Below are 22484 nucleotides of genomic sequence, written 5' to 3' on the forward strand. Positions count from 1 at the left end.
GCGGGTGTTCTCCTCGAGCCGGATCAGGCAGTGGTGTCGATGTAGATGGCCGAGCGGGACGTGCTCGAGTGGGCGCCGGAACGCGTGCTGACCTTGCGGGCCATCTCCAGCTGCCGGCCCGTACGGGTGATCAGGCCGGGCAGCCGCCCCCGGAGGTCCAGCTGGCGCTCGTGCAGCTCGATCGCGCGTGCACGCAGCTCTTCAGGGAGCGGCTCGTCCAGGGTGGGGGGAACCCAGTCCGAGCGCGTCGCGCCGACACCTGTGGACGCAAGCTCCTCGGCGGCGACGAGATCCGCCTCGAGAGCATCGAGCGCCTGCTCCCAGGCGGCGAGTGCGTCGCTCATCAGGCGCCCTGGTCGGCGAGCTGGGCGGCCCGCTTCCAGGTGTCGCGCAGGTGGCGGGTCAGAGCGACGACCTCGCGCCCTGCCTTGGGATCGTGACGCACGTTCGCCTGGATCAGGCGGCGCTGGAGGTAGGCGTAGAGCGCCATCAGCTCCCGGCCGCCCGTCCAGCCCTCGGTGTCGAGCGAGCCCTGCAGGTGCGAGACGATCGACTGGGCGTGGACGTACTGCGTGTTGGCCGCGAGGTTGTCGCGGGCCATCGTCGCGCGCAGGCCGCGCTCGCAGTCCAGCACCAGCCGGTCGAAGAGCATCACCAGCAGGGTGCCCGGGGAAGCGGTACCCACCGCGTTCTGCGTGTAGGCCGAGCGAGCGTTGTTCTGCATCGTTGTCATCGAGAATGATCCGATCAGTTGCTGCTGTCGAGGCTGTCGAGGCCGGCGATCTGCGAGCTCAGCCAGTTGGACTGGGAGGTCATGTTGGACATCGCGGTCTCGAGGTTGGTGTAGGTGGTCTCGAGGTTCTGCCTCTTCTGTGCCAGCCGCACGTCCCACTGGGCGATCTCGTCGTTCTGCTGCGAGATCTGGGCGTTCAGCGAGTCGATCAGCATCGACAGGCTGCCCTCGCTCTTGTAGGTCTTGGTGTCGGAGCCGGTGCCCACCACCTGGCCATAGCTGGGGGCGCTGGCGGCCGCGGCGGCGTCCATGACCCGGGAGACGAAGCCGTCCTTGCCGGTGAAGGCGTCGGCGACGCCCTGCGGGTCCTTCTGGTACGCCGTGGTGAAGGCGGTCTGGTCGAAGGTGATCTGTCCGTCGTTGTCGATCGAGATGCCCATGTTGCCCAGCGCGACGTTGTTGGAGCCGAAGATCGTGTTGGTCAGCGCCGTCGCCACCGAGCGAAGGGTGGAGTCGCCGGCCAGGACACCGCCGCCCGAGAAGCTCGCGCTGGTGCTGTCATAGGTGCCGTACGTGGTGTCGGCGGCGATCTTGGTGAGGATCGTGTTGATCTGCGAGACGAAGGCCGAGATCGCCGTCGCCCGCGAGGACCCGGTGTCGCTCAGGGTGACCTGGCTCGTCTGCGGCTTGTCGGAGGTGACTCCGGCGGCGACGGTGAGGGTCACGCCGTTGAGCACGTTGGTGAAGGTGTTGGTCCGCGAGCTGATCACGGTCGAGCTGCTGCCGATCTGGATCTGTGCGTTCTTGCCCGCGTACTGCTCGGTCGGGCCGCCGAGGAGGGCCGAACCGGTGGTGCCGTCGGTGACCGTGATGCTGCCCGAACCGGTGTTGGTCGAGCTCACCATCAGGCTGTAGCTGCCCGAACCGTCGTTGATCGCGCTGGCGTTGAGCAGTCGGTTGCCGTTGGAGTCCTTGAGCGCGTTGAGGTTGGCGACGATGGTCGAGAGCTTGCCGTCACCGATGCTCACCTGAGCGGTGGTGTTGTCCGGCAGCGTGATGTTCAGGACGTCCTTCGTCGGGTCGCCCGTCGGCGTGATGACGACGTCGCTGGCGGAGGAGGCGATCGCCTTGTAGTCGTTCTCCGCAGCGGTCGCGCTCTGCAGCGCGGTGACCTGGAAGCTGCCGGTGTTGGCGCCGGCGGCGGCGGAGGCGGTGATCGCCGTGTTGGACGAGCTGGCGTTGATCTGGGTCCAGGTGCTGCCACCGGAGAAGCTCGCCGCGCTGGTGATCAGGCCCTGGATCGTGGTGTTGAGGCTGCGCAGCTCGGTGACCTGCGAGGTCTCCTTGGTGACGGTGTTCTTGAGCGTGGTCTGCGGCTGGGCCTCGATCGACATCAGCTGGCTGATGATGCTGGCCGTGTCGAGGCCGCTGGCGATGCCGCTGAACTGGATCGAGCTCGTCATGAAGAGATCCTTCGGGTGGGGCGGTGGATGCCGAACGGCGCCGGTGTGGCCGGAGAGGCCTCACCGGCGCCGTTGCGGGGTGTTGCGTTGCTACTACGCGGCCTGATCGCTCAGGCCATCACTCACTGAAGCAGCGAGAGGACGCTCTGCGCGGCCGAGTTGGCCTGCTTGAGCATCGACGTACCAGCCTGCGAAAGGATCTGGGTACGCGTGTAGTTGCTCATCTCGGCAGCCATGTCGGTGTCCTGGATGGAGCTGTTGGACGCCTGCAGGTTGGTCTGCGTGACCGAGAGGTTGTTGATGGTGTGCTGGAAGCGGTTCTGCAGAGCACCCAGGTTGGCGCGCAGGGTGGAGACCGACTGGAGAGCGGTGTCCAGGTCGTCCAGCGCGTCCGACCACTGACCGGCGGAGTCGGCACCCTTGAGGGAGCCGGCGCTGCCGAGCAGGTCGGTGCCACCGAGCTTGGTCGAGATGCTGACCTCGATCTGGTTGCCGGCGTCGGCCGTCTTCGAGTTGGCGCCGACCTGGAAGAACAGGTCCGCCTTGCCGTCGAGCAGCTTCTTGCCGTTGAACTCGGTGGTGTTCGAGATGCGGTCGAGCTCGGAGGAGAGCTGCTTGAGCTCGGTGGTGATGGCGGACTTCGCGACCGAGTCGTTCGAGTCGTTCGCGCCCTGGACGACCAGGGTGCGAGCGCGCTGCAGGATCGACTGGACCTCGGTCAGGGCGCCGTCAGCGGTCTGGACGACGTTGATGCCGTCCTGAGCGTTGCGGACGGCCTGGCCGATGCCGTTGATCTGAGCGGTCAGGCCCTGGCTGATGGCCAGACCGGCAGCGTCATCCGCCGCCTTGTTGATCCGCAGGCCCGAAGACAGGCGCTCGATCGACGACGACATCGAGCTCTGGGTCGCGTTGAGGTTGCGGTACGCGGTCAGTGCGTCGACGTTGGTGTTAATGCGGAGGCTCATGGTGATTCCTTCCTGGATTCAAGCCTGGGGTCATGGCCCGTCCGTGGGCCCTGCGAGCACTCCCATCGGCGCGCACGCGGGGCGCCTTAGCCGCTGTCGCGGAATTTTTCGGTACGTCTTCCGCGGCGTGTCGCCTGCGGACGCGTACGCCCTCGACACCTGCCGCGGGCCGCGGACATGACGAAGCCCGGTGCAGTGACCGAGCGGCCTGCACCGGGCTTCGCCCTGGCGGAAGATGTGAGAAGTGGGGGATGTCAGCCGGCGGCGTCGAGTGCGGGGGACACAGACGTACGCCGGGAGGCATCGGCGTGCCGGGCGGCGACCGCAGCGAAGTAGGCCTCGCGGCGGCGGGACGCGCATCCGTTCGGCTTGCTCGACGGCTTGACCAGGCCCGGGTCGAGCGCGCTGTTCAGCGCATCACGCAGCAGCACGAGCGCCTCGGCCCGCATCTGCGAGATCCGGGAGTCGGTGACACCGAGGTCCGCGGCGATGTCGGCCATCGGCCGCTCGGAGAAGAAGTAGTCCTGGACCACCGTGCGCAGCCGCTCCGGAAGCTCGGTGATCGCCTCCATGAGATAGGTCAGCCGCTCCTGGTGCTCGAGCAGCTGCTCCGGGCTGGGGGCGCGGGTGGGGACGAGCTCGTCGAGCGAGGCGGTCGTCGAGCCCTGCAGGGAGAGCACCTGCGCGCGGGAGACGTCCTCGTCGTTGGCTGTCACCTCCTCGATGCTGAGACCCGACGAGGTGGCGACCTCGGCCACGGTGGGGGTGCGGCCCAGGGCGCCCGCCAGACGGGTGCGGGTCTCCTCGAGGTCACGTGCGCGGCGACGGACGGACCGGGAGGCCCAGTCGACGCTGCGCAGCTCGTCGAGGATCGCACCGCGCACACGGGTGGCGGCGTAGCGCTCGAAGGGAACGCCGCGCTCGGCGTCGTACGCCTGCGCAGCCTGAACAAGAGCGGTGAGGCCTGCGGAGGTCAGGTCGTCACGGCTCACGTGGGATGGCACCCGGCCCATCGTTTCTCGGACAATGTGTCCGACCAGCGGCATGTGGCTGGTGATGAGTTCGTCGGCGCGGGGGTCGCCTGCTTGCTCGGTCACGAGAAGGAAGATTGCCTGTCAGGTGACCAACAATGCGAGGCGAACCGGCGGGTAAGCCCCCCTCGCTGGAGAAATCAGGACCTCGGTCCCGGGTGCCCCTAGTCCGAGCCAACTACCTACCCCCGTTGCCCCGACTACCTGTCGGCGTTGTGGGCCCTTGTCTGTGAGTTTCCTTGGGTCCGGCAAACGGCTCAGGATCGCCCCGTTCGGGGCGATGGACCCATCGTGCGGGCGCAGGAATGCTGCGCCCGACCCGAGGCCTGAGAGGTGGACCTGTGGAGAAGCTGTCGCTGATCCTCTGGCGTGAGCGCGAGCTGCTGGAGCGGCTCTCCTACAAGCTGGAGCTGGAGCAGCTCGTGCTGGCCAGCGGTCGTACCCGCTGGCTCGCGCACTCCACCAAGGAGGTGGAGGAGGTGCTCGAGGTGCTGCGCGAGACCGAGGTGCTGCGAGCGATCGCCTCCGACGAGGTGGCCGAGGAGCTCGGCCTGGCGCCCGCGCCCACCCTGGCCGAGATCGCCGAGGCGGCCCCGGAGCCGTGGCGCGGGATCTTCGACGACCACCGCACCGCCTTCATCACCGCGACCCGCGAGATCGCCGAGCTCTCGGAGTCCAATCGCGGCCTGATCACGGCCGGCTACCGCTCTGCCCGCGAGACCCTCATGTCCCTGGGCGGCAGCGCCGACAGCTACTCGGCCACCGGCACCGCGGTGATGGACACCCCGCGTCGACGCCTCCTGGATCGGAGCCTGTGACCTGATGACCGGAACCTTCGGCAGTCTCAACATCGCCAAGACCAGCCTGCAGTACCAGCAGGTCAACATCGATGTGGCGGACAACAACATCGCCAACGTCGACACCGACGGCTACGTCCGTCGGCGCGCGGTCGGGGCGGAGCTCGGTGGCAACGAGAGCCCGACGATGTATTCGACCTACACCGGCCACGGCGACGGCGTCACCACCCAGAGCGTGCAGCGCCTCACCGACCTGCTACTCGCCAAGCGGGCGCGCAGCGAGAATGCGAACCTCTCCTCGCTGACCGTCCAGCAGAACTCGCTCGAGCGGCTCGAGTCGGCCATCGACGAGCCCAGCGACCAGGGCGTCGCCAACGCGCTCTCCGAGTTCGCCTCGGCCTGGCAGGACGTCGTCACCGCACCGGACGGCACTGCCGCCCGTCAGTCGGTCGTGGCCGCCGGTCAGACGCTGGCCGCTGCGATCAAGACCCAGGCGACGGCGGTCGACTCGGAGGTCGACGAGCAGGGCGCCGCGGTGGCGCAGAACACCAGCACCATCAACGCCGACCTGCAGCAGATGGCGCAGCTCAACCACAGCATCTACCTCGCCCAGGCCAACGGCGCCGACGTCGGATCCCTGCAGGACCAGCGCGACCAGCTCGCCCTCGACCTGGCTCAGAAGTTCGGTGCGGTCAGCAGCGCGGACTCCACGGGTCAGTACCAGGTCGCCATCGCGGGTGTCACGCTCGTCAGCGGCGGCAACGCCGGCTCCATCGAGGTCGACCAGACCCAGACGGACACCTCGACGACGCCGCCCACCGACACGGTCACGACGCTGAACAGTGACGGCACCCTGGTGCGCAACGCCGACGGCACCGTGGCCACCCTGTCGGTGAAGGTCACCCCGGCTGGGAGCCCGACCTCGCAGACGCTCCAGCCCGGCGACGCCGGTGGTGAGCTCGGTGGCTCGCTGACGCTGCTCAACCAGACGCTCAACAAGTACCGCACCGACCTCAACCAGGTCGCCTCGGACCTGATCTCGGTGGTGAACACCCAGTACGCCAAGGGCTACGACCAGAACGGCAACCTCGCGACCGGCGAGTCCTTCTTCACCGACGACGGCACCGGCGACTTCGCCGGCTCGATCGCCGTCGACCCGACGCTCGTCGCCGACTCGGGGAAGCTCGCCGTGTCGGGTTCGGCGACCACAGATGCCAGTGGCAACCCGACCACGGGCGGCAGCAACAACACCGACAACGCCGATGCGGTCTACCAGGCCCTGATCGGCAAGGACCCGAGCGGTGGCACCCTCATCGTCGGCGGCAAGCCGCTCAACGTCCAGAGCGAGTACCAGACCCTCGTGTCGGGTCTCGGCTCCACGGTGGCGATGGTCAACACCCAGACGTCCAACCAGACGCTGCTGACCAACCAGGTCAACGACCAGCTGGAGCAGACAGCCGGCGTCAGCCTCGACGAGGAGACCATCAACCTGATGCAGGCGCAGCGCGCCTACCAGGCCTCTAGTCGCGTCCTGACGGTGATGGACTCGATCCTCGACACCCTCATCAACCACACCGGAGCCTGATCATGATCACTCGTGTCACCCAGCGGATGATGACCGGCCGCGAGCTCTCCCAGCTCGGGCAGGCCTCCACCCGGATGGCGGATGCCCAAGAGCAGATGACGACGGGCAAGAAGCTCAGCAGGCCGTCCGACGGCCCGGCCGACACCACCGTGGCGCTCAAGGCCCGCGCCGGTGTCGCCCAGCAGACGCAGTTCCAGCGCAACGCCGATGACGGCCAGGCCTGGCTGCAGACGATCGACTCCGCGCTGCAGAGCGCCAACACCCAGGTGACTCGCGCGTACACGCTGGCGCTCCAGGGCGCCAACACCGCCACCAACGGCCAGACCGCCGAGAACGCCCTGGCCGACGAGATCGACCAGATCAAGCAGGGGCTGCTGGCGACGGCCAACAGCCAGTACCTCGGGCGCCCGGTCTTCGGTGGCACCACTGCCGGCGGTAGCGCCTTCGCCCAGGCCGGAGTCACCGATTCCTCCGGCAATCCGGTGCTCGATGCCGACGGCAACCAGGTCCAGCAGGTGCAGTACGTCGGCGACAGCGGCTCGGTGAACCGTCGGGTCGGCCCCGACACGGTGGTCCGGGTCGACTCCAACGGACAGTCCGTCTTCGGGTCCACCTCGGATGGCACCAGCCCGAGCACCAGCGTCTTCGACGCGCTCGACAAGCTCTCGACCGCACTGCGCAGCTCGGACCAGGACGGCATCCAGGCCGGCATCCAGGCGATGCAGGATGCGCGGACGAGGATCAGCAGCGCCGCCGCCGACGAGGGTGCGCGGATGAACCAGATCACCGCTGCGAGCAACGTCGCGGGGGACAACAAGCTGGCCCTCCAGACGGTCCAGTCGAATGTCGAGGACATCGACATCGCCGAGGCGACGATCAACCTGGAGACCCAGACGACCGCCTACAACGCCGCGCTGGCTGCGATCTCGAAGACGAGTCAGCAGAGTCTCCTGGATTACCTGGCATGATGCTGGCCGTGGCGAGCGACGACGAGGTGCAGGCGTTCACAGACCTGCCGGTCATCGACCTGGTCGAGCCGATGCCGGGCTTCCCGGACGACCGACGGTTCGAGCTGAGCCATGTGGACGAGTCAGGCGTGCTCGGCGCGTTGCGCTCGCTCGACCACGACGGGCTGCAGTTCCTGGTGGTACCGGCCGCGCAGTTCTTCCCGGCCTACGAGCCGGTGGTCTCCGATGAGACCGTCACCCTGCTGGACATCACGGCTGTCGAGGACGTCCTGGTGCTGCTGGTCGTGCACGCCGGCGAGACGCTCGCGGCGACCACCGTCAACCTGCGTGCGCCGCTGCTGGTCAACACCGCCACGTTGAGGGCCGCCCAGGTCATCCTCGACGACGCCGACCTGGCGGTCGCTGCGCCGCTCGTCGGCTGAGCATCGACCTGGACCTGTGACCACTAGCGATAGCGTGTCCCCATGCTGGTGCTGAGTCGTCGAGTCGGCGAGAGCGTCGTCATCGGCGACGACGTCACGATCACCGTCTTGGAGGTGCGGGGCGATGTCGTGCGGATCGGCATCGACGCGCCGAGATCGGTGAGCGTGCACCGCGCGGAGCTCCTCAAGGAGCTCGCTGACACCAACCAGGAGTCGGCATCGCCCAGCCAGGACGCCGTCGCGTCCCTGGCCGAGGCGCTGCGCAAGCGCCGCTGAGGCCCACTTCTGCCGGCCTCAGGCCGGCGGATCCGTCGACCCCGCGCGCCGACTAGCAGAATGCCTGCTTCTTTCTCAACATCCGGTCCGAGAACTTGTCAACCGGTGAACTCCGCCGCCGATTCCCCCCTCGCAGGAAGGGGTAGTCGATGGACGACGATGCCGAGATCATTGCCGAGTTCCTCGTGGAGAGCCACGAGAACCTGGACCAACTCGATCGCGACTTGGTGGAGCTGGAACAGCACCCGGGGAGCCGGGAGCTGCTGTCGAGCATCTTCCGCACGATTCACACGATCAAGGGGACCAGCGGGTTCCTGGCGTTCGGGCGGCTGGAGAAGCTGACCCACGTCGGGGAGACGCTGCTCTCGAAGCTGCGCGACGGCGAATACGTCATGAACGACGCGATCGCCGAGGCACTGCTGCGCATGGTCGACACCGTGCGCGCGCTGCTGGACGGCATCGAGCGGGTCGGCAACGACAAGGACCCCGCGGTCAACGTGGTGCCGGTCCAGGAGGCCATCGAGCTGCTGCTCGGCAACGGTGGTCAGCTGCCGGGCCAGCCCGTCGCGGCGGCGGTCGAGGCTGCCGCGCAGGAGCCGGTCGTGTCCGAGACGGCGGTGGATGCGAGCACCACCGACCCGGACGGTACGCCGACGGCCGCGGCGCCGGTCGCCGACACCGGGCAGCCCGACACCGGGCAGCCCATCGCCGAGGCACCGGCAGCCGAGGAGCCGGTCCTCATGCCCGAGCACGGGGCCGCTCCGCAGCCGGAGCAGAGCGCCGAGCCGACCGAGCAATGGGATGGCGTGGAGCGTCGCTCGGTCGCCGACTCCAGTGTCCGTGTCGACGTCGAGCTGCTGGACAACCTCGTCCAGCTCGTCGGTGAGCTGGTGCTGACCCGCAACCAGATCCTGCAGCGCACCGAGTCGCAGTCCGACCCCGAGCTGATCCGCGCCAGCCAGCGGCTCGACCTGGTCGCCAGCGAGCTGCAGGAGTCGGTCATGAAGACCCGCATGCAGCCGATCGGCCAGGTCTGGTCGAAGATGCCGCGTATCGTCCGTGACCTGGCCCGTCAGCTGGGCCGCGAGGTCGACCTGTCGATGGACGGTCACGACACCGAGATGGACCGTTCGGTCCTCGAGGCGGTCAAGGACCCGCTCACCCACATGGTGCGCAACTCCATGGACCACGGCATCGAGACCCCGGCGGACCGGGTCAAGGCAGGCAAGGCCCGCTCGGGCAAGCTCACCTTGCGAGCGTTCCACGAGTCCGGCCAGGTGGTCGTCGAGATCGCCGACGACGGCAAGGGCATCGATCCCGAGCGGATCGCCGCCGTGGCTCTGGAGCGCGGGGTGATCACCCGCGAGCAGCTCGCCCGGATGGACACCAAGGCCGTCCTCAACCTGATCTTCCGGCCGGGCTTCTCGACCGCGGAGAAGGTCACCAACGTCTCCGGCCGTGGTGTGGGCATGGACGTCGTCCGCTCCAACATCGAGCGGATCGGCGGATCCGTGGATCTCACCAGCGAGGTCGGCAAGGGCTCCACGTTCCGCATCCGCATCCCGCTGACCCTGGCCATCATCCCGGCGCTGGTCGTCGGCGAGGGCGAGGAGCGCTACGCGATCCCGCAGGCCAACCTGGTCGAGCTGGTCCGGATCGAGGGCGACGACCTCGACCGCCAGGTCGAGGACCTGGCCGGCTCGCCGGTGCTGCGACTGCGCGGCCGGCTGCTCCCGCTGGTCAACCTGGCCGAGGCGCTCGGCACCGAGCCGGAGCAGCGCGACCACCTGACGGTGGTCGTGGTCCAGGCCGACGACGTCCGCTTCGGGCTGTGCGTCAACGAGGTGCACGACACGCAGGAGATCGTCGTCAAGCCGATCGGACGCCAGCTCAAGGGCCTGTCGATGTACGCCGGCGCGACCATCATGGGCGATGGCCGGGTGGCCCTGATCCTCGACGTTCCGGGGATGGCCCACGACCAGGGCGTCGACGCTGTCGAGCAGGACCTGCTCGCCACCAGCGCCGCCGGCGACGAGGACCGCACCGCGCTGCTGGTGCTGGAGGTGGCGGACGGTCGCCGTGCCGCCCTCCCGCTGGCTGCGGTCGCGCGGCTCGAGGAGTTCCCCCGCGACCGCGTCGAGCGCACCGGTGGCAACGAGGTCGTCCAGTACCGCGACGGCCTCCTGCCGCTGGTCCGGCTCGCTCCGGCCATCGGCCTGATGGACACCTCCGACCGCAACGAGCAGGTCTCGGTCGTGGTCCACGAGCTCGCCGATCGCTCGGTGGGCATCGTCATCGACCGGGTGCTCGACGTCGTCGAGACAGCGGTCGTCCTCAGCGATGTCGGGCGCCGGTACGGCGTCACCGGCTCCGCAGTCGTGCAGGAGCACGTCACCGACCTCGTCGACCTCGAGGCCGTCGTGGCCCGAACAGGAGTCAGCGCATGACCAACGCCGCAGCCACCGTGACGGCCGAGCAGTACTGCACCTTCTGGGTGGCCGGTCACTTCTTCGGGGTGTCGGTCAACGAGGTGCAGGAGGTGCTGCGCCACCAGCCGATGACGCCGGTGCCGCGTGCGAACGAGGCCGTGCGCGGCCTGATCAACCTTCGCGGTCAGATCGTGACCGCCGTGGACCTTCGGGTCCGGCTGGGGCTCCCGCCCCGGCCGGAGGGCGAACTGCCCATGAACGTCATCGTGCGTAGCCGCGGGGAGGTCGTCAGCCTCCTCGTCGACGACATCGGTGACGTGATCGACACGGCCGGCCTCGAGCTCGAGCCCGTGCCGTCAACCATGCCGGTGACGGTGCAGGACGTCGTGCTCGGCGTACGGCCGATGACGGATGCGATCCTGCTGGTCCTCGACGCGGACCGGGCGGTGGACATCTTCGCGGTAGCAGAAAACACAGGGGGAAATACATGACCGGACCACTCAGGACGCCGGCTCCAACAAGCACGGGAGCCGGCGGTCCGCACCGCAGCACCTTCGACGTGGAGGGCTTCCGCCACGTCCTGGACGGCGTCAAGACCCAGCTCCTGGTCGCCGACGCCGATCTGATCATCCGCTACGTCAATCCGCAGACCCGAGCCGCGCTCGAGAAGCTTCGCGAACAGCTGCCCTTCTCGCCCGACGCGATCGTGGGGATGCCACTCAACACCTGCTTCGGAAACGCCCTGGAGGCCAAGAGCCCGGGCAATCCCTGGGCCGCTCTCCCGCTCTCCACAAGAGAGACGACCGGCTCCGAGACCATCGAGTTCACGGTTGAGCCCCTCCACGACGAGCGCGGCGAGCGGATCGGTGCCGTCGCCACCGTCGAGAGCATCACTCAGCGGCTCGCGCTCGAGGCGCACAGCTCGATGCTTCAGTCGATGATGGAGAACAGCCCGACGAACATGATGTTCGCGGACCGCGACTTCGTCGTCCAGTACATGAACCCCGCCTCACTGGCCACCCTGCGCCGGCTCGAGGCGTACCTTCCGGTCAGGGCCGACCAGGTGGTCGGCTCGAGCCTGGACATCTTCCACCGGGACCCGGGCTACCAGCGCGGCATCCTGGCCGACGAGCGACAGCTGCCGCGGCGCGCCAACATCCTCCTCGGCCCGGAGACACTCGACCTCCTCGTCAGCGCGATCCGCGACCACGAGGGCGCCTACGTCGGCGCGATGGCGACGTGGGAGATCGTCACGGACCGGCTCCGTGCCGAGCGGGCCAGCGCCGAGGCGACCGAGGACACCTCTGCGGTCAACGAGGTGCTGGTCTCCCTGCAGAACGCGACCAGCGCAGACGAGGCGGTGCGGGTCGCGCTCGACACGGTCCGCAGCGCCTTCGGGTGGGCCTACGGGTCCTACTGGACGGTCGAGGACGACCGGCTGCTCCACTTCAGCATGGAGTCCGGTGACGCCGGCCCCGAGTTCCACCAGGTGACGCTCTCCGCGACATTCGCGGAGGGCGTCGGTCTTTCCGGGCGGGCCTGGGCCCAGCGTGATCTCTACTTCACCCAGGACATCGGCGAGATGACCGACTGTGTCCGCGCGCCGGTCGCGCAGCGGGTCGGGGTGAAGTCGGGGGTCTGCTTCCCGATCCTGGTCGAGGACCGGGTCGTCGGCACGATGGACTTCTTCGCCACCGAGACGCTCGAGCCCAGTCCGCAGCGCCTGGAGGCGTTGCGCAACGTCGGCAGGATGGTCTCCCAGCGACTCGGGACGATGGCGCGTGACTCTCGCGACCGGGACGCCGCCGCACGGACGACCGCCGGGGTGCAGCGCATCCTCGACGCCGTGCGTGCGGCCGCCGAGGGTGACCTCACCCAGCACCTTGGGGTGGAGGGTGAGGATCCCGTCGCCCAGGTCTCGCGGGCGCTGGACGCGCTGATCGCCCAGTTCCGCGTCAGCCTGACCAACATCGGCGGTACGGCGGACAGCCTCGGTGTGTCGGCCGAGCAGCTGACCGTGCTGGCGCAGGGGATGGGCGAGGGGGCCTCGCTCACCTCGGACCGGGCGGCTTCGGCGTCGGGTGCTTCGGTGCAGGTCTCGGCCTCGATCCAGACGGTCGCCACGGCGGCCGAGGAGATGACGGCCAGCATCCGTGAGATCGCGAAGAATGCGACCGAGGCGGCCACGGTCGCCACCGACGCGGTCACGGTGGCGGGTGGTGCCCAGACGACGGTGGCGTCGCTGGGGGAGTCGAGTGCTGAGATCGGTCAGGTCATCAAGGTGATCACCTCGATCGCGCAGCAGACGAACCTGCTGGCGCTCAACGCGACCATCGAGGCGGCCCGGGCCGGTGATGCGGGCAAGGGCTTCGCAGTGGTGGCGAACGAGGTCAAGGAGCTGGCCAAGGAGACCGCTCGGGCGACGGAGGAGATCTCGCAGAAGATCGAGGCGATCCAGAGTGACACCCAGGGTGCTGTCGCGGCGATCAGCAGGATCAGTGAGGTGATCGCTCGGATCAATGACATCCAGGCCACGATCGCCTCGGCGGTGGAGGAGCAGACCGCCACCACCAACGAGATCGCCCGGTCGGTGACCGAGGCGGCGGGTGGTGCCAACGGCATCGCCCAGGACGTCACCCTGGTTGCCAACGCCGCTGCTGACACCCGCCAGGGCGCGCACGACACCCTGCAGTCGGCCACCGAGCTGACCGGCGTCGCCGTCGAGCTGCGCTCGTTGGTCGGGAAGTTCCGGCTCTGAGGTCCACCGATCTGGCGAGAGCATGAGAACGCGGAGGCCGCTGGGTGCCTCCCCGTTCTCCTCGCTCCCCAGGGCGTTGCAGGATTGCGGACCGGCACCGCTTGGCGCCGCTCGGCGACGGTCGAGGTGGACGCACGGGATGCCCCCGGCGCCTGAGATGGGCCCGAGATGGGCCTGAGATGGGCCTGAGATGGGCCCGAGGTGCGCTGAGGTGGGTCAGCGCAGGGCGCCGGACCCCACCGGGGCCTCGCTGCGCCGCGGCGAGGGCAGTCGGGGGGCGCTCCCGTCGCGGAGCCGGTGGGCCAGCACGGCCGCCTGGGTGCGGTGCTGCACGCCGAGGCGGGCCAGCAGGCCGGTGACATGGTTCTTCACCGTCTTCTCGGCCAGGAAGAGCTTCTCCGCGATCTGCCGGTTGGTGAGGCCCTCCGCGATGAGGAACAGGATCTTGCTCTGCTGCGGGGTGAGCTCGGCGAGTACGTCGAACGCGCGGCGGTGGAACTGGACCTGCTGCACCACCCGCGAGGCGATCACCGGGTCGATCAGGGTGTGGCCGCTGGCGACCAGCCGGATCCCGCTGATGAGGCTGTTGCTCTCGATCTGCTTGAGCACGTAGCCCGCGGCGCCGGCCAAGATCGCCGAGGTGATCGCGTCCTCGTCGTCGAAGCTGGTCAGGATCAGCCCCTTGATGTCGGGGTTGACGGCGCGCATCTCGCGGCAGACCTCGATGCCGGAGCCGTCCGGGAGCTGGGCGTCCAGCACGCACACGTCGGGCGCGAGCTCCAGGATCGCCGGCAGCGCCTCGGCCGCCGTACTGGCCTCGCCGACGATCCGGATGTCCCCCTCAGCCTCGAGCATGCTGCGTACGCCGCGGCGCACGATCTCGTGATCGTCGACCAGGAAAACGCGAATCAGACCGTCCTGCATGGGCACCATTGTCCCCTGAGCAAAGCCTGAGAGGGACCAGGCTGATGGTCACGAGACGACGCCCGCTTGGGCCCAGAGCACATGGCCCGATCGGGCCATGCCGATCTACCCGATCGGATGGGCGGACGGGTCAGGCGCGGGGGAGCGGTGGACCAGGTGTCGTCAGCGGCGCCGCGCGTTGGCCAGGTAGGACCGCTCGGCGACCATGTCGCGCGCCTCCTGCAGCAGCGCGAGAACGTCGCTCATCCCGACGGTCGCGGGATGGGTCGGGTGTGCGGCCGGCACCTCGGCGAGCAGGATCTCGGCCCGATCGGCGTCGACCTCGGCGCCCAGCTCGAGCCGGTAGAACGTGTCGGTCAGGTCGAAGCTGATGTCGTGCACCGTCGCCAGCCGGTATCGCTCGACGCCGTCGCGGACCAGTAGCTGCTCGCCCGGCTCCAGGCCACGGTCGAGCGCGGCGTCCGTGTGCGACATCAGCAGTGAGCCCGCGCGTCGCGTGAACTCACTGAGCTCCAGGTCTACTCGCTTCACTGGTGTCCCCCTTGTGCTGGCCCCCGACCGGAGGCCTCCTACCCCTGTGCCTGCCCAACGAAACATCCCCGCTGAAGTCACTCGGTGATGTCCGAGAAGGTCTAGACCATCGCCATCCGGGCCATGCCAGAGTGGGCACATGACTGCGGAGCGTGATCTCGACCTGGTCCTCTTCGGTGCGACCGGCTTCACCGGCTCGTTGACGGCCTCCTACCTTGCCGAGGCCGTCTCTTCCGACGATGGTCCGCGCGGGCTGCGCTGGGGGCTGGCCGGCCGTGATCTCACCAAATTGAGGGAGATGCGCGACGGGCTGGTCGAGCGGTGGGGCGAGGCCCTCGAGAGCGTCGAGCTGCTGCGTGCCGATGTCACCGACCAGGCGAGCCTTGACGCCGTCGCCGCCCGCACCCGGGTCGTCATCACGACGGTGGGTCCGTATCTGGCGTACGGCGAGCCCGTCGTACGGGCCTGTGCCGAGGCCGGCACCGACTACGTCGACCTCACCGGTGAGCCGGAGTTCGTCGACCGGATGTACGTGCGCTACCACGAGGTCGCTCAGCGCACCGGAGCACGGATCGTCCACGCCTGCGGGTTCGACTCGATCCCGCACGACCTGGGCGCCCTCTTCGCCGTCCGGCAGCTCGACGCGAACGGGCCGGTGACGGTGCGCGGGGTCGTGCGTGCGAGCGGCATGCTGTCCGGTGGCACCTTCCACTCCGCGCTGGGGCAGTTCAGCCGTGCCAAGCAGATGCGCTCGGCTGCAGCGGAGCGCAAGCGGGTCGAGCCGCGGCCCGAGGGCCGCCGGTCGCGCGCCGTCGCGGGTCGCCCCACCCGTGACGCCGAGCTCGGCTACTGGCTGGTGCCGTTGCCGACCATCGACCCCTCGATCGTGGCGCGCAGCGGCAGGGCCCTGGCCGACTACGGCCCCGACTTCAGCTACTCGCACTACGCCGGCACCAAGACGCTGCGCTACGCGGTGGGCGGCGCGGCGGGGCTGCTCGGTCTGGTCGCAGCCGCCCAGATCGGCCCTCTACGCCGCTGGCTGGGCGCGAAGGTGCCGCAGGGGGAGGGGCCGGACGAGGCTCGGCGGGCCACCTCGTGGTTCCGGGTCGACTTCATCGCCGAGGGTGACGGCCGCAGGGTCCACACCCGTGTCTCCGGGGGCGACCCGGGCTACACGGAGACGGCCAAGATGCTCGCCGAGGCCGGGCTGTGCCTGTCGCTCGACGACAACCCGCCCAGTGCGGGCTCGGTCACGACCGGCGTCGCGATGGGTGCCGCGTTGACCGAGCGGCTGCAGCGGGTCGGCATCCGGTTCGAGGTGTTGTGAGGGCTCGCTCGTCCGTGGGGACGAGTTGGGCAGCCAGCCAGAGCCTTGTCTGCTGAGAGATGCGGTGGATCACGCCGCGATCAGTAACCCCTGTCGGCGCTCGGCATGCGCGTGGGGTCCAGCTGTGGATGACGTCGGTATGGCCGCGCCGTCGCCGCCGATCGCGATGATCGCGTCCGAGCGGGGACGCATGCCCCCACCAGCCTCGGTTACCTCAAGGTCATGACGGCGACCACCGGACACCTCTCCTCCATCGAGGACTGCGCACCGGGCCAGGTGCGGACCGACGTACGGGAGCGAGACGCACGTCGAGAGGAGGTGGCTGCGCGATGACGCTTTGGATCTTCGTGCTGGTCTTCGTGATCTTCGCCGTGGGCGTGGGGGCGGTCCAGTTGCTGGCCGCGCTGGCCGACCGACGCCGCGCCCGCGAGGTCGAGAACGACGAGAGTCGGATCCACCCCGAGGACGGAAGGCGCTGATCATGCCTAACCCGAGCATCAAGAACGAGAAGCTCTACGAGGACCTGCGCGACGACGGGGCCTCCAAGGAGAAGGCCGCCCGGATCTCCAACGCCGTCGCGCAGCGCGGCAGCAAGGCGGTGGCGCGCAAGGGCGGCACGTCCGGCTCCTACGACGACTGGAAGGTCGTCGACCTGCGCAAGCGCGCCAAGGAGCTTGGCCTGCACGGCTACTCATCGAAGAAGAAGGCGGAGCTGATCTCCGCACTGCGGAACCACTGAGTTCTGCCCCTGCACCTTCCTGGCGGGAGGACCGGTGGCAGTGGGCGGCCCTGAACCCCCCTCTGGGGCAGGCCCACTGCCACCGGGTTTATCCATGCCCGCGCGGGGATGACAAGATGTGCGCGCCTGACAAGGCACGCCCCAGTAGCTCAGTGGATAGAGCAGCCGCCTCCTAAGCGAAAGGTCGCCAGTTCGACTCTGGCCTGGGGCACGACCGTCACCTGGCCTTCCTCCGTCCTGCGATGAGTGGTGGAGAAAGGCCGGGGCGCTGTGGCCCGGGTCACGCGCGGTCGCGGGATTTTTGGCTTCTCGGCGCTCGCCCGCACACTTGGGGGTCGCACGTAGGGTCAACGGCGCCCCCGCGACCATCCCGAGACGAGTGACGGTGATCAATGTCCGACGCAGAGCAGCTGGAACCCACTGCTGCCCCGGGCATTGCTCCCGACCCTGTGGCTCGCGAATCGGTCGCCCCCGACGCCACTCGCCCCGTCGCCCGACGGCGTAGCGCAGCCGGCAGGCGTCGCGCGAAGTCCCGCACCCGGCACACCGTGCTCAAGGTGCTGATCTCGACGGTGATCGCGCTGGCGCTGGTCACCGGGCTGTCGGCCGCGTACCTGTATCGCCACCTCAACGGCAACCTGCACGTGTACGACGCGGGCAAGGACATCATCGGCGACCAGCCGAGCGCACTCGCCGTCGCCGGGCCGCGGAAGCCGATCAACATCCTGGTGATGGGCTCCGACAGCCGGGACTGCTCCGGTTGCGACGTCGACGGCCTCACCAAGGGCGGCCAGCGCTCCGACACCACGATCCTGCTCCACCTCTCGGCGGACCGGAAGCGTGCCTACGGCATCAGCATCCCGCGTGACTCGATCATCGACCGGCCCGCGTGCAAGCGCTCCGACGGCTCGGTCAGCCCGGCCGCGACCGCGCAGATGTGGAACGCCGCCTTCTCGGTCGGCGGCCCGGCCTGCACGATCTCCCAGATCCAGCACCTGACCGGCATCAAGATCGATCACTTCGTGGTGGTCAACTTCGAGGGCTTCAAGTCGATGGTCGACGCCATCGGTGGCGTCAAGGTCTGCATCCCCGAGACCTGGGACGACCGCGCCCACGGCATCTACCTCAAGGCCGGCACGCGCAAGATCTCCGGCAACCAGGCGCTTGAGTACGTCCGGATTCGGCACGGCATCGGCGACGGCACCGACCTCGGCCGGATCAAGCGCCAGCAGGCGTTCGTCGGTTCGATGGTCAACGCGGTGCTCTCCTCGAACACGCTGACCAACCCGGTCAAGGTGGTCAAGTTCCTCGACGCCGCGACCAAGTCGCTGACCGTCGACCCGGGCCTGAAGAACCTGTCGAAGATCGCCGGTCTGGCGACCGAGTTCAAGGGCATCGGGCTGAACAAGATCAAGTTCGTCACCATCCCGTGGTCCTACGACACCGCCTACCCGGGCAGGGTCGTGTGGCGCCCGGAGGCGGCCCAGGTCTGGAACGCGATCAGGCACGACAAGCCGCTGTCACGGTCGTTGACCGCCGGCTCGATCAACGTGAGCAACCTGCCCGGCGCGGCGACGGCCTCGCCGACGAGCGGCGCCAGCAGCAGCCCGAGTGACTCGCCCAGCGCCGGCAGCTCGCCGAGCGGCAGTGCCAGCGGATCCGGTACGCCGTCGAGCACGCCGACCCGGTCCCCGGAGGACACCGCCGCGCTGGAGCAGGCCGGGCTCTGCACGTGAGCGAGCAGCACCCGGCTCGGAGCGAGGCCGACGGCCACGAGGTCGCCGAGGGTGCTGCCGAGCCGGCCGCCGATGGCGCCGAGCCGGAGTGGGTGCGCAAGCGACGGCTGGCCGAGATCTTCGGCGACGTACTGCCCGAGACCACCGGCGACGAGCGCGACGAGCGTCCGCGCAGCTCCGACGACTGGCTGAAATCACAGGTGCCGCCTCACCACGGCGGGTGAGACGGCAGCGGCGAGGGCTGGGTCAGCCTGGGTCAGCCTGGGTCAGCCGATCACTGCCTCGCGGCCAGCAGGTCGCGGATCTCGGCGAGCAGGGACTCGGTCGTGGCGCCTTCGGCGGCCGGGGGCGTCGGGAAGAAACGCTCCTTGGCCCTGGTGTAGGGGACCACGACGAAGAAGTAGACGATCGCGGCCAGGACGACGAAGGAGATCAGCGCGGTGATGAAGTCGCCGATGTGCACACCGCCGGGCGCATAGGACGAGAAGTTCGGCGTCCCGCCGGCCTTGCCGATCAGATCCATGATCACCGTGACCAGGGCCTTGACGACCGTGGCGAAGGCGCCGCCGATGACGAACGCGACGGCGAGCGCGACCAGGTCACCCTGGAGCAGGAACTTCTTGAAGCCGCTCATTTCTCAATCTCTCCAAATCGTTGGTGTGACGGGAGATTCCCCCGAGAAGAAACGCCACGACCCTAGTTTGGATACGCGTAGGTGAGGAAGTCCCTCACCGATGCGGAGGTGACCAGAGTGACGAGGCTCTCGGGGAGACCCATGACGACAAGACGTCCGCCGAGCGCGCTCGTGACGCCGGCCGAGGATACTTTCGCGGCTGTTGCGTCGTCGTCGGACGGGAGGGCGAGCACCAACGCATCGGGCGCGACCGTCGTGGTGGTGCCGCGCTGGGCGTCGGTGGCGAGCAGCCTGACGTGGTCGCCGACGCGGAGCAGAGCCGCCATGCCGGCATCGGGCAACCGCACCGGCAGGGCCACCAGGTCGGGGTGGCCAGCGGTCAGGCCGGGGCCGACCAGCTGCAGGTCGGTGAGCGGCTCGCCGCGCCGCAGTCCGGCGGCGAGCACCCGACCCGTCGGGCGTCGCACCACGCCCGCGGGCACCGCGCGGGGCGGCACCGCGACGGTGGTCAGGTCGGCGGCGGTCAGCACCGCGCCGGCGGGAAGATCGTGGCGTGCGACAGTGAGTGCCGCGGTCACCGGCGCGGGCGGGCGCGCGGCCTGCAGGCCGAGCACGACCGCCAACAGCGCCAGCACCCCGGCCAGGAGCCGACGGTGCGCCAGCACGCGGCGGCGCAGCTGTCGGCCGGCACGGCAGAAGGTCCCGAGAGATGAGGTCACCCGAGGACGGTAGGCCGATCCGCCGGACCGTGCGTCCGGTCATCCACAGGCGTCTCGGTGAGGAGCCGGCGTGCGGGCACTGGACGGCCCGCGGTTGCTCAGTCGCTGCTGGCGGGGGACGCGGCAGCAGCCGACGAGCTGCCCGCCGCCGTGCTGGACGAGCTGCTCGAGGAGCGGCTGTCGGTGCGGTAGAACCCGGAGCCCTTGAACACGACGCCGGCTGCGCTGAAGACCTTGCGCAGCCGGCCGCTGCACTCGGGGCAGACGGTGAGGGACTCCTCGGAGAAGCTCTGGACCTGCTCGAAGGCGTGGCCGCACTCGGTGCAGGCGTACTGGTAGGTGGGCACGACTCTCCCCGTTAGCACTCGACGTATCTGACTGCCAGTTTACAGCGTTCGGCGCAGCCGTGTGATTCCCGAGGGTGACGCCACCGCCGCGACCGGGCGGTCGTGTGGCTCGACGGGCACCTTGAGGCCGACCTCGTCGTCGTAGAGCAGCACGCACGTGAAGGTGCCGACCGGCACCCGCCCGAGCGCTCGGTCGTAGGAGCCGCCACCGCGGCCGAGCCGATAGCCCCGGGCGTCGACGGCCAGCCCCGGCACGAGGACGGCGTCGGCACCGGCGATTGCGTTCACGCCCAGCAGTGGGCCGTCGGGCTCGAGGATGCCGCGCGGGCCGCGCTGCAGCGAGGCGGGTCCGGCGTACACGCTCCAATCGAGGTCGTTGTCGGGCAGCACGCGAGGCAGCAGGACGCGCCGTCCCGAGGTTTGAAGTGCGTCGATCAGGGAACTAGTACCGGGCTCGTTGCCGACCGAGACATAGGCCGCCACGGTGGCCGATCGATGGATCTCGGGGAGCGCGAGCAGCTGGCTGGCAAGGTCCCGAGCGGCTTCGCCGATCTGGGCCAGACCCAGTCGGTGACGTGCCGTGAGCAGCTGATCCCGTAGCGCGAGCTTTGCCAGTCCGTGGTGGTGCGGGGGACCAGAACGAGGAGGAGTTTGTGGATCAGCCACACCGCCAGCCTACGATCGACCCTATGGGTAGCCCTGGCCTGGCCGCAGCGGTCGCGAAGATGCGGGACGCCGGCGTCGACGAGGTCGCCGTGCAGACGTTCGCGCACTACTACCGCCAACTCGAGCGTGGCGAGACCGGGAAGATCCCCGAGGACTCGATCGAGCCGGTCGACATGCCGGCGCTGGCCGACGCCCGGGTCTCCGACGAGGAGGCCGCTGCGGCGATCCGCACGACCGCGGTGATCAAGCTCAACGGCGGTCTGGGCACCTCGATGGGCATGGATCGCGCGAAGTCGCTGCTGTGCGTACGCCGCGGCATGTCGTTCCTCGACATCATCGCCCGCCAGATCCTGCACCTGAGGAAGACCTACGGCGCGCCGCTGCCGCTGATCGTGATGAACTCGTTCCGCACCTCGGCCGACACGCTCGACGCGCTGGCGCGCTACGCCGACCTCCCGGTCGAGGGCCTCCCGCTGGAGTTCCGGCAGAACATGGAGCCCCGGCTGCTCGCCGACGGCCTGATGCCTGTCACCTGGCCCAAGGACCCCGACCTCGAGTGGTGTCCGCCGGGTCACGGCGACATCTACACGGCGCTGCGCGGCACCGGTCTGCTCGACAAGCTCCTGGAGCAGGGTTTCGAGCGGGTCTTCGTCTCCAACTCCGACAACCTGGGTGCCGTCCCCGATGCCCACGTCGCGGGCTGGTTCGCCTCCTCCGGTGCGCCCTTCGCGATCGAGGCGGTGCGGCGCACGCCCTCCGACCGCAAGGGCGGCCACTTCGCCCGCCGCAAGTCCGACGGCCGGATCGTGCTGCGCGAGACCGCTCAGACGCTGCCCGAGGACCAGAAGGCGCTGCAGGACCTGAGCCGGCACCGCTATTGCTCGACCAACAACATCTGGTTCGACCTGCGTGCCATGAAGGAGGCCCTGGACGCCCGTGACGGCATCCTCGGCCTGCCCCTGATCCGCAACGAGAAGACCGTCGACCCCTCCGACGCCTCGACGCAGAAGGTGATCCAGGTGGAGACCGCGATGGGCTCCGCGATCGAGGTCTTCGAGGGCGCCCAGCTGATCGAGGTCGGCCGGGACCGCTTCATCCCGGTCAAGACCACCAACGACCTGCTGGTGCTGCGCTCCGACGTCTACGAGATCCGCGACGGCTTCACGCTGGAGCAGGTCGCCGCCGAGGTGCCGTTCGTCGATCTCGACGGCGACTACTACAAGTTGGTCAGCGAGTTCGAGCAGCGCTTCCCCGAGGGAGCGCCGTCGCTGACCAAGGCCACGGCGCTGCGGGTCAAGGGCGACTGGACCTTCGGGCCGTCCGTGCAGATCCTCGGCGAGGTGACGCTGGAGACCGATGCCGCGCAGCGGGTCGACGCCGGAACGGTCTTCGCAGACGACGAGGTCAACGAGGGCTGACCCGGCCCCAGTAGGC

General features: G+C 69.1%; 25 protein-coding genes and 1 tRNA gene. 15 read left to right on the forward strand and 11 right to left on the reverse strand.

Annotated features, from left to right (window positions below; translation table 11 throughout):
* Positions 1-23: 23 nt before the first annotated feature.
* From H036_RS0115750 to H036_RS23145, 5 genes are all read right to left on the reverse strand, one after another.
* Positions 24-344 carry a hypothetical protein gene (locus H036_RS0115750; RefSeq protein WP_017935766.1) on the reverse strand — a complete coding sequence of 107 codons (321 nt, stop codon included), beginning with the start codon at positions 342-344 and terminating at the stop codon, positions 24-26.
* Positions 344-733: a flagellar export chaperone FliS gene (fliS, locus tag H036_RS0115755; protein ID WP_026146097.1), complete on the reverse strand. Its 390-nt coding sequence runs from the start codon at positions 731-733 to the stop codon at positions 344-346. Before fliS ends, H036_RS0115750 begins: the two co-directional genes overlap by 1 nt.
* Positions 734-747: 14 nt before the next feature.
* The gene (gene fliD, locus H036_RS0115760) at positions 748-2196 is read right to left on the reverse strand and encodes a flagellar filament capping protein FliD (RefSeq protein WP_017935768.1); all 1449 of its coding nucleotides are present in this window, start codon (positions 2194-2196) and stop codon (positions 748-750) included.
* A 122-nt stretch (positions 2197-2318) separates the two neighbouring features.
* Entirely contained in the window at positions 2319-3161 is an 843-nt protein-coding gene (locus H036_RS0115765) for a flagellin N-terminal helical domain-containing protein (RefSeq protein ID WP_017935769.1), read from the reverse strand.
* Positions 3162-3415: 254 nt separating this feature from the next.
* Complete coding sequence (locus H036_RS23145; RefSeq protein ID WP_036488695.1) at positions 3416-4258, reverse strand: sigma-70 family RNA polymerase sigma factor; 843 nt, start codon at positions 4256-4258, stop codon at positions 3416-3418.
* 275 nt (positions 4259-4533) lie between these two features.
* Between H036_RS23145 and H036_RS0115775 the strand changes: the two genes are divergently transcribed.
* From H036_RS0115775 to H036_RS0115810, 8 genes are all read left to right on the forward strand, one after another.
* Positions 4534-5010, forward strand: a complete 477-nt coding sequence (locus H036_RS0115775; RefSeq protein ID WP_017935771.1) for a flagellar protein FlgN — start codon at positions 4534-4536, stop codon at positions 5008-5010.
* A gap of 4 nt (positions 5011-5014) precedes the next feature.
* The gene (gene flgK / locus H036_RS0115780) at positions 5015-6574 is read left to right on the forward strand and encodes a flagellar hook-associated protein FlgK (protein WP_017935772.1); all 1560 of its coding nucleotides are present in this window, start codon (positions 5015-5017) and stop codon (positions 6572-6574) included.
* 2 nt (positions 6575-6576) lie between these two features.
* Positions 6577-7542: a flagellar hook-associated protein FlgL gene (flgL, locus tag H036_RS0115785; RefSeq protein ID WP_017935773.1), complete on the forward strand. Its 966-nt coding sequence runs from the start codon at positions 6577-6579 to the stop codon at positions 7540-7542.
* Positions 7542-7964 (forward strand): flagellar assembly protein FliW, encoded by a 423-nt coding sequence (gene fliW / locus H036_RS0115790; protein ID WP_157417478.1) that lies wholly within the window; start codon positions 7542-7544, stop codon positions 7962-7964. The genes flgL and fliW overlap by 1 nt, the downstream gene beginning before the upstream one ends.
* A 42-nt stretch (positions 7965-8006) precedes the next feature.
* Positions 8007-8240 (forward strand): carbon storage regulator CsrA, encoded by a 234-nt coding sequence (csrA, locus tag H036_RS0115795; protein ID WP_017935775.1) that lies wholly within the window; start codon positions 8007-8009, stop codon positions 8238-8240.
* A 149-nt stretch (positions 8241-8389) separates the two neighbouring features.
* Positions 8390-10687, forward strand: coding sequence for a chemotaxis protein CheA (locus tag H036_RS23150; RefSeq protein WP_017935776.1), 2298 nt, complete (start codon positions 8390-8392; stop codon positions 10685-10687).
* The gene (locus H036_RS0115805; protein WP_017935777.1) at positions 10684-11160 is read left to right on the forward strand and encodes a chemotaxis protein CheW; all 477 of its coding nucleotides are present in this window, start codon (positions 10684-10686) and stop codon (positions 11158-11160) included. Before H036_RS23150 ends, H036_RS0115805 begins: the two co-directional genes overlap by 4 nt.
* Complete coding sequence (locus tag H036_RS0115810; protein ID WP_157417463.1) at positions 11157-13427, forward strand: methyl-accepting chemotaxis protein; 2271 nt, start codon at positions 11157-11159, stop codon at positions 13425-13427. Before H036_RS0115805 ends, H036_RS0115810 begins: the two co-directional genes overlap by 4 nt.
* Positions 13428-13643: 216 nt before the next feature.
* Here H036_RS0115810 and H036_RS0115815 read toward each other — a convergent pair whose 3' ends face one another.
* Positions 13644-14351 (reverse strand): response regulator, encoded by a 708-nt coding sequence (locus tag H036_RS0115815; RefSeq protein WP_017935779.1) that lies wholly within the window; start codon positions 14349-14351, stop codon positions 13644-13646.
* Between the two features lie 162 nt (positions 14352-14513).
* Entirely contained in the window at positions 14514-14882 is a 369-nt protein-coding gene (locus tag H036_RS0115820; protein ID WP_017935780.1) for a hypothetical protein, read from the reverse strand.
* Positions 14883-15021: 139 nt separating this feature from the next.
* On the opposite strand from H036_RS0115820, the gene H036_RS0115825 reads away from it, so the two are divergent.
* From H036_RS0115825 to H036_RS0115850, 6 genes are all read left to right on the forward strand, one after another.
* Entirely contained in the window at positions 15022-16209 is a 1188-nt protein-coding gene (locus H036_RS0115825) for a saccharopine dehydrogenase family protein (RefSeq protein ID WP_017935781.1), read from the forward strand.
* Between the two features lie 329 nt (positions 16210-16538).
* Positions 16539-16688 carry a hypothetical protein gene (locus H036_RS25440; protein WP_017935782.1) on the forward strand — a complete coding sequence of 50 codons (150 nt, stop codon included), beginning with the start codon at positions 16539-16541 and terminating at the stop codon, positions 16686-16688.
* A 2-nt stretch (positions 16689-16690) separates the two neighbouring features.
* Positions 16691-16948: a DUF7218 family protein gene (locus H036_RS0115835; protein ID WP_017935783.1), complete on the forward strand. Its 258-nt coding sequence runs from the start codon at positions 16691-16693 to the stop codon at positions 16946-16948.
* A 138-nt stretch (positions 16949-17086) separates the two neighbouring features.
* A tRNA-Arg gene (locus H036_RS0115840) sits at positions 17087-17159 on the forward strand.
* 181 nt (positions 17160-17340) lie between these two features.
* The gene (locus tag H036_RS23155; protein ID WP_081615576.1) at positions 17341-18684 is read left to right on the forward strand and encodes an LCP family protein; all 1344 of its coding nucleotides are present in this window, start codon (positions 17341-17343) and stop codon (positions 18682-18684) included.
* Entirely contained in the window at positions 18681-18908 is a 228-nt protein-coding gene (locus tag H036_RS0115850) for a hypothetical protein (protein ID WP_017935785.1), read from the forward strand. Before H036_RS23155 ends, H036_RS0115850 begins: the two co-directional genes overlap by 4 nt.
* Before the next feature lie 50 nt (positions 18909-18958).
* On the opposite strand, the gene H036_RS0115855 is transcribed toward H036_RS0115850, so the two are convergent.
* The 4 genes from H036_RS0115855 to H036_RS23160 all read right to left on the reverse strand — a co-directional run bounded on the left by H036_RS0115855 (position 18959) and on the right by H036_RS23160 (position 21050).
* On the reverse strand, positions 18959-19318 hold the full coding sequence (locus H036_RS0115855; RefSeq protein WP_017935786.1) for an MscL family protein: 360 nt from the start codon (positions 19316-19318) through the stop codon (positions 18959-18961).
* A 62-nt stretch (positions 19319-19380) separates the two neighbouring features.
* Entirely contained in the window at positions 19381-20037 is a 657-nt protein-coding gene (locus H036_RS0115860; protein WP_017935787.1) for an SAF domain-containing protein, read from the reverse strand.
* Between the two features lie 98 nt (positions 20038-20135).
* Positions 20136-20384: an FmdB family zinc ribbon protein gene (locus H036_RS0115865; protein ID WP_017935788.1), complete on the reverse strand. Its 249-nt coding sequence runs from the start codon at positions 20382-20384 to the stop codon at positions 20136-20138.
* Positions 20385-20423: 39 nt separating this feature from the next.
* Positions 20424-21050 (reverse strand): 5-formyltetrahydrofolate cyclo-ligase, encoded by a 627-nt coding sequence (locus tag H036_RS23160; protein ID WP_232421888.1) that lies wholly within the window; start codon positions 21048-21050, stop codon positions 20424-20426.
* A 23-nt stretch (positions 21051-21073) separates the two neighbouring features.
* On the opposite strand from H036_RS23160, the gene H036_RS0115880 reads away from it, so the two are divergent.
* A complete protein-coding gene (locus H036_RS0115880) occupies positions 21074-22468 on the forward strand; it encodes a UTP--glucose-1-phosphate uridylyltransferase (RefSeq protein WP_017935791.1) in 1395 nt (464 codons plus the stop codon).
* The last annotated feature ends 16 nt before the right edge of the window (positions 22469-22484 follow it).

The organism is Nocardioides sp. Iso805N, from assembly GCF_000364605.1.
Lineage (GTDB): Bacteria > Actinomycetota > Actinomycetes > Propionibacteriales > Nocardioidaceae > Nocardioides.

What these genes read in the sequence shown, in the direction of transcription:
- H036_RS0115825 (WP_017935781.1), top strand. Translation starts at nt 15,022, where the DNA reads ATGACTGCGGAGCGTGATCTCGACCTGGTCCTCTTCGGTGCGACCGGC.
- H036_RS0115765 (WP_017935769.1), bottom strand. Translation starts at nt 3,161, where the DNA reads ATGAGCCTCCGCATTAACACCAACGTCGACGCACTGACCGCGTACCGC.
- H036_RS0115805 (WP_017935777.1), top strand. Translation starts at nt 10,684, where the DNA reads ATGACCAACGCCGCAGCCACCGTGACGGCCGAGCAGTACTGCACCTTC.
- fliS (WP_026146097.1), bottom strand. Translation starts at nt 733, where the DNA reads ATGACAACGATGCAGAACAACGCTCGCTCGGCCTACACGCAGAACGCG.
- fliW (WP_157417478.1), top strand. Translation starts at nt 7,542, where the DNA reads ATGCTGGCCGTGGCGAGCGACGACGAGGTGCAGGCGTTCACAGACCTG.
- H036_RS0115810 (WP_157417463.1), top strand. Translation starts at nt 11,157, where the DNA reads ATGACCGGACCACTCAGGACGCCGGCTCCAACAAGCACGGGAGCCGGC.
- H036_RS23155 (WP_081615576.1), top strand. Translation starts at nt 17,341, where the DNA reads ATGTCCGACGCAGAGCAGCTGGAACCCACTGCTGCCCCGGGCATTGCT.
- H036_RS0115855 (WP_017935786.1), bottom strand. Translation starts at nt 19,318, where the DNA reads ATGAGCGGCTTCAAGAAGTTCCTGCTCCAGGGTGACCTGGTCGCGCTC.
- flgL (WP_017935773.1), top strand. Translation starts at nt 6,577, where the DNA reads ATGATCACTCGTGTCACCCAGCGGATGATGACCGGCCGCGAGCTCTCC.
- fliD (WP_017935768.1), bottom strand. Translation starts at nt 2,196, where the DNA reads ATGACGAGCTCGATCCAGTTCAGCGGCATCGCCAGCGGCCTCGACACG.
- H036_RS25440 (WP_017935782.1), top strand. Translation starts at nt 16,539, where the DNA reads ATGACGCTTTGGATCTTCGTGCTGGTCTTCGTGATCTTCGCCGTGGGC.
- flgK (WP_017935772.1), top strand. Translation starts at nt 5,015, where the DNA reads ATGACCGGAACCTTCGGCAGTCTCAACATCGCCAAGACCAGCCTGCAG.
- H036_RS0115880 (WP_017935791.1), top strand. Translation starts at nt 21,074, where the DNA reads ATGGGTAGCCCTGGCCTGGCCGCAGCGGTCGCGAAGATGCGGGACGCC.
- H036_RS23150 (WP_017935776.1), top strand. Translation starts at nt 8,390, where the DNA reads ATGGACGACGATGCCGAGATCATTGCCGAGTTCCTCGTGGAGAGCCAC.
- csrA (WP_017935775.1), top strand. Translation starts at nt 8,007, where the DNA reads ATGCTGGTGCTGAGTCGTCGAGTCGGCGAGAGCGTCGTCATCGGCGAC.
- H036_RS0115815 (WP_017935779.1), bottom strand. Translation starts at nt 14,351, where the DNA reads ATGCAGGACGGTCTGATTCGCGTTTTCCTGGTCGACGATCACGAGATC.
- H036_RS0115750 (WP_017935766.1), bottom strand. Translation starts at nt 344, where the DNA reads ATGAGCGACGCACTCGCCGCCTGGGAGCAGGCGCTCGATGCTCTCGAG.
- H036_RS0115835 (WP_017935783.1), top strand. Translation starts at nt 16,691, where the DNA reads ATGCCTAACCCGAGCATCAAGAACGAGAAGCTCTACGAGGACCTGCGC.